This window comes from Algoriphagus boseongensis (genome assembly GCF_004362805.1).
Taxonomy (GTDB): domain Bacteria; phylum Bacteroidota; class Bacteroidia; order Cytophagales; family Cyclobacteriaceae; genus Algoriphagus; species Algoriphagus boseongensis.
In genome coordinates this window covers 117992-125490 of sequence record NZ_SNYF01000011.1, presented here as the reverse complement: position 1 = coordinate 125490, position 7499 = coordinate 117992, and the positions used below count along the sequence as shown (strand labels likewise).

Genomic DNA, 7499 nt, shown 5'->3' with positions numbered 1-7499 from the left:
TATTCCAATGCAAGCTTGTCTAATGGAGATCAGGTTTCTGTGGTGATGACTTCTTCTGCCTCCTGTGCTGTGCCGACTTCGGCAACCTCGAATACGGTGACTATGACGGTCCAACAATTGACAACTTATTACCAAGACATGGATGGAGACGGATATGGTAATCCAAGTGTATCAATCACCTCCTGCACAAAGCCAGATGGATATGTAATCAATAATACGGATTGCAACGATTTCTTAGCGGCTATCAATCCTGGGGCCATTGAAATCTGCGGAAATGGAATTGATGAAAATTGCAACGGAATGGTTGATGATGTTTGCTCTGATAGAATTCCGATACTTCAAACTCGGGTTTACCCAGTAAAAGAGGGAGATGAAGGCACAATCCAATTCGGAGTTGAAATCTTCTTGGATACTATGGCAACAAAAGAAGTAATTCTTTCCTATACCACATCGGATCAAGAAGCAGTAGCTGGGGAAGATTATGTCGCGACTAATGGAAAACTTATAATTCCAGCCGGCTCTATCTCAGGTAAGGTTTTCGTGGGTATCATTGGGGATAAGTTGCCTGAGAAAAATGAAAGATTCAATCTCAAATTCACGAATCCAGTAAACGTAACTCTCCCTGCCAATCCGCAAATCCCTATTCAGATTTTGGATGATGAAAAAGGTAAACGAATTGGAATCATGGTAAGCAGGGCAGAACAGTGGTTTGTACCTGGAGCTCCTGACCTTCTAGATGAAATCATCATCTTCAATCCAAAGGGACTGGTGGTATTTACAGGAACAAATATTCCAAACCAGATCACTCTTCCTCAACTTGCAGCGGGTTCTTACAACTTCACCGCTAAGGCAAGGGATAAAAAAGGAAATGTCCAAATTATCTCAGGCATGCTGATTATCAAAGATTAAAATCCAATTCAAACAAAAAGGGCGGTTGAATAAACCGCCTTTTTTATTGCTCATCTTTTTTCAAATAGATCAAACAAAAAGAGGCCCTTTAAAAGGGCCTCTTTTTTGTAATCAAGGTATTTTATTTCAAATCAAATCGATCTAGATTCATCACCTTGTTCCAAGCGGCTACAAAGTCCTTTACAAACTTCGCTTGGCCATCAGCACAACCGTAAACTTCAGCTACACCTCTTAATTCAGAGTTGGATCCGAAAACCAAGTCTGCGCGAGTAGCAGTCCACTTAGGCTCTCCGGTCTTTCTGTCGCTTCCTACAAATACTTGCTGCGTATCTGTAGTTGCTTTCCAAGTGGTTCCTACGTCCAACAAATTCACAAAGAAGTCATTGGTCAATTTACCTGGAGTTGAAGTCAATACACCGTGCTTAGAACCATCCCAGTTAGCACCTAACATTCTCATACCTCCGACCAATGCTGTCATTTCAGGAGCAGTTAGGGTAAGCAATTGGGCTTTGTCTACTAGCAAGTCTTCAGCTTTAGCGATAGCTCTTGGACCGTAGTAGTTTCTGAATCCATCAGCCACAGGCTTCAAGAATTCGATAGAATCCACTTCAGTTTCTTCCTGAGAAGCATCCATTCTTCCTGGAGTGAAAGGAACCTTCACATCCATTCCGGCATCTTTAGCTGCTTTTTCAACAGCTGCACAGCCACCCAAAACAATCAGGTCAGCCAAAGAAACTTTCTTGTTTCCACCGGCAGTGCTGTTGAATTCTTCCTGAATGCTTGTCAAAACACCCAAAACCTTATTCAACTGAGCAGGATTATTTACTTCCCAATTCTTCATTGGCTCAAGTCTGATTCGAGCACCGTTAGCTCCACCTCTTTTATCAGAACCTCTGAAAGTAGAAGCAGAAGCCCAGGCAGTAGAAACCAATTCAGAAACTGACAAACCAGAAGCAAGGATGTTAGCTTTTAGACCGTCGATATCACTTGCAGAAGCCAATTCATGATTCACTGCAGGAATTGGATCTTGCCAGATCAAATCTTCGGCAGGAACTTCAGATCCCAAGTAACGGGACTTAGGTCCCATATCTCTGTGAGTCAATTTGAACCAAGCTCTTGCGAAAGCATCAGCAAATTCTTCGGGATTTTCGTAGAAATGACGGGATACTTTTTCGTAAGCTGGATCCAATTTCAAAGCCAAGTCAGTAGTGAACATCATTGGCGCATGCTTCTTAGAGGCAAGGTGTGCATCAGGAACTGAATTCGCCCCGGCACCATTCTTTGGAGTCCACTGATGAGCTCCAGCTGGGCTCTTGGTCAATTCCCAATCATATTCAAACAAATGCTTGAAGTAGTCATGGCTCCATTTTGCAGGAGTAGTTGTCCATGCACCTTCCAATCCGGAAGTGATGGTATTTTCAGCGTTACCGCTTCCCATGGAATTCAACCAACCCATGCTCATCGCTTCGATAGGAGCAGCTGCAGGCTCACGACCCACAAATTTTCCTGGATCTCCTGCACCGTGTGCCTTTCCGAAAGTGTGACCACCAGCGATCAAAGCTACAGTTTCGTAATCATCCATTGCCATTCTACCGAATGTCTCACGGATATCTCTGGCAGCTGCCAAAGGATCAGGATTAGCGTTTGGTCCTTCTGGGTTAACATAGATCAAGCCCATTTGCACAGCTGCTAGAGGATTTTCCAATTCTCTATCGCCTGTGTAGCGCTTATCACCCAACCATTCGGTCTCAGCTCCCCAGTATACATCCTCCTCTGGCTCCCATACGTCATCACGACCTCCGGCAAAACCGAACGTTTTCAGACCCATAGATTCCAAAGCCACGTTACCGGTCAATACCATCAAATCAGCCCAAGAAAGCTTCTTGCCATATTTTTGTTTGATAGGCCAAAGAAGCAATCTAGCCTTGTCCAAGTTTCCGTTATCAGGCCAAGAGTTGAGCGGAGCAAAACGAAGCGTACCTGCTCCTGCTCCCCCTCTACCATCGTGCACTCTGTAAGTTCCGGCACTGTGCCAAGCCATACGGATCATGAATGGACCATAATGACCATAATCAGCCGGCCACCAGTCTTGAGAAGTGGTAAGTGCTTTTTCAATGTCTTGCTTAACCTCAGCTAGGTTAAGCGTTTTGAATTCCTTGGCATAATCAAAGTCCGGATCCATTGGATTGGACAAAGAAGAATGCTGTCTTAAGGTGTTTAATTTCAATTGGTTTGGCCACCAGTCGGTATTTCTCGTACCTCCTCCGGCTGCCATTTTCATCTGCCCATTGTGAAAAGGGCATTTGCTGATGTCTCCTGAGTTTATATCGTAACTTTCCATAAGTAAAAGTGAATTAGGTTTATTTTGAATTACGAATTTACCAAAAAGAATCCTTATTTAATTTTTTTTCCAATAGATAAAAACTATGATGCTTGGGTGTTTTATTAAAGAATTGAATGGGTAAAAATGAAAAACCCCTTTCCAAGGCTTAGGAAAAGGGTTTGAATTTTTGGGGCAAAATTTCCCTGATTTAAATCATATCCTCGACTAAAGTGAAAGGATCCAAAAGAACACAAAAACACCAAAAGCCATTCCGGCAATAAAGACTTTGTAGGCTTTGTCCAGTAAGGCATACTTTCGGTTTAAGATTTTTCCCTGGAAATATAGCGACACAGACATTTGATCCTGAATCTTCTTTTTATCATCCAAAACATTGTGCGTCTCCTCTACATATTCATCCAAGGTGTAATATTCGGTGGAACCGAAAAACAGAACGCTAAATGCGGGTTTCTCTGAGGAGTTTTTAGGCTTACCCAAAATCTTTGGCCGGGCAACTTGCACAGCTAAAATCGTTGAAGAGATAATGATTCCTAAAAAAATCAGGATCGGCATAACCATCAAGATATTATCAATTTGAATTTCTGAGGAAATACTTCCGTAACTAACTAAAGCAATCATGGAAGAAATCACCAAAGCATTGATACTGATGATTATGTTGGCTTTGTTATCAGCAATCTGAAGGAGATTACTGGAATTTTGAAAAGCAACCCGATAAAAGGTCTGCCTTTCCCTTCCATTTTTATCCTTGGGTTCTTTGAAGAATATATTTTCTGACATAGGCGGGTTAAAAGCTAAATTGAAGATACTAATTTTTTTAATCACATGACTTTTTCCCAATTCTTCAAATTCAAAGGAAAAGCCAAGAATTGCTCCCTAGCAATGAATTTTTGATCTTTGAGCAAATCCTAATGACATGAGTAATAATGATATTTTAAAATCCATCCGATTCACTTTCGATTTCAATGATTTTGTAATGATTGAAATATTTGGTTTGGGAGGGCTTGAAGTTACTCGTGAAGAAGTTAGCAATTGGTTGAAAAAAGAAGAGGATGAGGAGTTTAAACCGATATACGACAAACCTTTGGCTAGTTTTCTAAATGGGTTGATTATTCTGAAAAGAGGAAAGAAAGACGACAAAATTCCAGTTGCTGAAAAATCGCTTAACAATAATCTGGTTCTGAGAAAGCTGAAAATTGCCTTGAATTTGAAAGATGAAGATATGTTGGAAATTTTCGCATTGAGGCAATTTCGAATCAGTAAACATGAATTAAGTGCCCTTTTTCGTAATCCTTCCCAGCATCAATACAGGGAATGTAAAGATCAAATCCTTAGAAATTTTTTAATGGGCATGCAGTTGAAATTCAGACCAACTGCCTAAGCCTTGCCATTTGTCGATCAAAATTGGCGTTTGGGAGATTTCTTGATTTAATTCTCCCTGATTTCTCTTAACTTTTATACTAATCAATTTTTAAACCCATGGAAAAGTTAAGAAAAGAAGATATCCCTCAGGAGGCATTTGATCTTTATGATTACTATTGCCACAATCGAATCGACAGAAGAACTTTTGTTGAAAAACTATCGGCCTATGCGGTTGGTGGAATTACAGTTACTGCTTTGATGAGCTCTATGATGCCCGATTATATCAATACTCGGACCATTGACCCCAATGATGAGCGACTCCAAAGCTCAGACTATGTCATGTACAATTCTCCGAAAGGAGGGGGACAAATCAAGGGGCTTCTTTCCAAACCTGCTGGTAAAGGAAAATTCCCCGGCATAGTGGTAGTCCATGAAAACCGAGGATTGAATCCATATATCGAAGACGTAGGCAGAAGATGCGCAGCAGCTGGGTTCATTTCAATTGCTCCAGATGCATTAACTCCCCTAGGAGGATACCCTGGAAATGATGATGCTGGACGTGAGATGCAATCCAAAAGAAACCGGGACGAAATGCTGGAAGACTTCATCGCAGCATTTGAATACCTCAAAAACCATCCAGACTGCGATGGAAATGTTGGCGTAGTTGGGTTCTGTTTCGGAGGTTGGATTTCCAATATGATGGCTGTCCGCATTCCTGACCTAAAAGCTGCCGTTCCTTATTACGGAGGTCAACCCGCAACTGAGGATGTCCCTGCAATCAAGGCTCCTTTGTTGGTGATTTATGCAGCACTAGACGAAAGAGTAAACGCGGGATGGCCTGCTTACGAGGAAGCGCTGAAAGCCAATGGCAAAAAATATGAAATGATTAACTACCCTGGAGTGAACCACGGATTTCATAACAATACCACGCCGAGGTATGATGAGACTGCTGCAAATCAAGCTTGGGAAAAAACGATCGCCTTTTTTAAGGCAAATTTGAAATAAACTGAAAGGGGCTTCGGCCCCTTTTTTATTGTATATTAGAATAAAGTCTTACCCAGAAACACGCAAACCTTAGAACTAACCTATTTCAATTCTCTTGGAAACTCTGATAATTGATTTCGATACCTTTACCTTAACCCAAAAGGATTTTTTTATCCGTCTCGCTGTGACCTTGGGAATTGGGGCAGTCATCGGACTAGAAAGGCAATACAGCGCCATGAGAGAAAATTCAAAGGGATTCTCCGGTGTGAGGACTTTTGTCATTCTCACCTTGATGGGGTTTGTTTCTGGGATCTTCTATCATCTTTTCTCCATCTGGATTTATGGATTGATACTTTTAGGGATCATTTCTTTAATTACAGCATCCTATTGGTACACTGCCAACCATGGAGATCGGGGACTTACCACAGAATTAAGTTCGTTCTTTGCCTTTTTGATGGGAACTCTGGTCCTCCACGGCTTAATAGAGATTTGCCTTTCAGTGACGGTGATTCTAGTCGTCTTTTTATCCTCCAAATTCAGAATTCAGGCAATAGTTGGCAAAATCACACCAGAAGAGCTTTATGACTTCATTCTATTTGTAGTCTTAGCACTATTGGTTCTGCCCTTTCTACCCAACCAAACTTTTGGTCCACCTCCTTACGATGTTTTAAACCCAAGGGAAATAGGATGGGTGATCATTCTGACTTCTGGATTGGGATTATTGGGACATCTCCTTATCAAGTTTTTAGGAGCAAATAGTGGAATCTTGCTGAGCGGAATTCTAGGAGGCTTGGTTTCGAGCACTGCGGTTACCTGGATCTTCTCTAAAAAAAGTAAAGAGAATGCGCATATTTCCACTCAATGCGCCACCGCCATTTTAGCAGCATCTTCTGTAATGTTTTTCAGGGTATTGATTTGGACTTTTATCTTTAATCAAAATCTTTTCAACACCATTCTTCCTGCTATTCTTTTAGTATTAGTTTCAGGGCTAGGAGTAACCATTTTTATTCTCAAAAAGAAAAACTCCCAGGAAATAAAAGACCCTGAAATCCCATTAGGAAAGCCCTTGGATCTTAAAAGCGCCCTGGTTTTTGGTTTGATTTATATGGCGATTTTGCTGATTGTAAGCTATGCAAACCTGCACCTAGGAAAAACCGGAACCTTGATTTCTAGTGCTATTGCCGGACTTTCAGATGTAGATGCCATCACCATTTCTGCCTCAAAGCTGGCAGGATTTAAGTTGACTTTAGAAACCGCATCCCAAGCCATTCTAATTGCCGTAATGACCAATACCATCGTCAAATTAGGAATTGCCATTTATGCAGGTAGCGCCTCCTTAAGAAAGCTTTTACTCATCGGTTATGGGACAATTGCAGTGGTAGCCATTTTCGCATTCTTTATTTTACTCTGATTTTATGCCTTCACACAAAACTTCTTTTCAGTTTATCAGCGAACCCGGAGATGTCAATTTCGGAGGGAAAGTACATGGCGGCACAGTTATGAAATGGATTGATCAAGCTGCTTACACTTGCGCAAGAAATTGGGCGGAGAGCTATTGCGTAACAGTTTATGTCGGAGGCATTCGATTTTACAAACCCATAGGAATTGGGGAGGTCATCAAGATTGACAGCCAGGTGATTTATACTGGAAGCTCAAGTATTCACATCATGGTTGAGGTCTATTCCAGAAGTTTTGAGCAAAAGAAATTTGAGAAGAAAACTCATTGCATCATCATTTTTGTAGCTGTCGACAAGGAAGGAAACCCTAAAAAAGTGAGGCCTTGGGTTCCAAAAACAGAACAGGAGAAAAAACTGGAAGAATACGCTTTGAAGCTTAAAAAGCTACGTGAGGATATTCACGAAGAGATGAGACCATTCTTTAATGAAATGTAATTTGAACTTTGATA

The 7499-nt window shown here is 41.3% G+C and carries 7 protein-coding genes; 5 read left to right on the top strand and 2 right to left on the bottom strand.

Features of this window, described 5'->3' with window-relative positions; genetic code table 11:
• The coding region (locus DFQ04_RS17955) for a MopE-related protein (protein ID WP_317129617.1) at positions 1-909 on the top strand (909 nt) is incomplete at its 5' end.
• A gap of 121 nt (positions 910-1030) precedes the next feature.
• On the opposite strand, the gene katG is transcribed toward DFQ04_RS17955, so the two are convergent.
• Together katG and DFQ04_RS17945 are read right to left on the bottom strand one after the other, a co-directional pair.
• Positions 1031-3250 carry a catalase/peroxidase HPI gene (gene katG, locus DFQ04_RS17950; RefSeq protein ID WP_133558454.1) on the bottom strand — a complete coding sequence of 740 codons (2220 nt, stop codon included), beginning with the start codon at positions 3248-3250 and terminating at the stop codon, positions 1031-1033.
• 207 nt (positions 3251-3457) lie between these two features.
• The gene (locus tag DFQ04_RS17945) at positions 3458-4027 is read right to left on the bottom strand and encodes a Pycsar system effector family protein (protein WP_133558452.1); all 570 of its coding nucleotides are present in this window, start codon (positions 4025-4027) and stop codon (positions 3458-3460) included.
• 136 nt (positions 4028-4163) lie between these two features.
• Here DFQ04_RS17945 and DFQ04_RS17940 point away from each other — a divergent pair, with 136 nt between their 5' ends.
• The 4 genes from DFQ04_RS17940 (at position 4164) to DFQ04_RS17925 (ending at position 7485) form a co-directional block, all read left to right on the top strand.
• A complete protein-coding gene (locus DFQ04_RS17940; RefSeq protein ID WP_133558450.1) occupies positions 4164-4628 on the top strand; it encodes a YehS family protein in 465 nt (154 codons plus the stop codon).
• A 98-nt stretch (positions 4629-4726) separates the two neighbouring features.
• Positions 4727-5614, top strand: a complete 888-nt coding sequence (locus tag DFQ04_RS17935; protein ID WP_133558448.1) for a dienelactone hydrolase family protein — start codon at positions 4727-4729, stop codon at positions 5612-5614.
• 94 nt (positions 5615-5708) lie between these two features.
• Complete coding sequence (locus DFQ04_RS17930) at positions 5709-7004, top strand: MgtC/SapB family protein (RefSeq protein WP_133558446.1); 1296 nt, start codon at positions 5709-5711, stop codon at positions 7002-7004.
• 4 nt (positions 7005-7008) lie between these two features.
• The gene (locus DFQ04_RS17925) at positions 7009-7485 is read left to right on the top strand and encodes an acyl-CoA thioesterase (RefSeq protein WP_133558444.1); all 477 of its coding nucleotides are present in this window, start codon (positions 7009-7011) and stop codon (positions 7483-7485) included.
• Positions 7486-7499 lie beyond the last annotated feature (14 nt).

Coding starts and splice junctions, on each gene's coding strand:
- DFQ04_RS17935 (WP_133558448.1), top strand. CDS start 4,727: ATGGAAAAGTTAAGAAAAGAAGATATCCCTCAGGAGGCATTTGATCTT.
- katG (WP_133558454.1), bottom strand. CDS start 3,250: ATGGAAAGTTACGATATAAACTCAGGAGACATCAGCAAATGCCCTTTT.
- DFQ04_RS17945 (WP_133558452.1), bottom strand. CDS start 4,027: ATGTCAGAAAATATATTCTTCAAAGAACCCAAGGATAAAAATGGAAGG.
- DFQ04_RS17940 (WP_133558450.1), top strand. CDS start 4,164: ATGAGTAATAATGATATTTTAAAATCCATCCGATTCACTTTCGATTTC.
- DFQ04_RS17925 (WP_133558444.1), top strand. CDS start 7,009: ATGCCTTCACACAAAACTTCTTTTCAGTTTATCAGCGAACCCGGAGAT.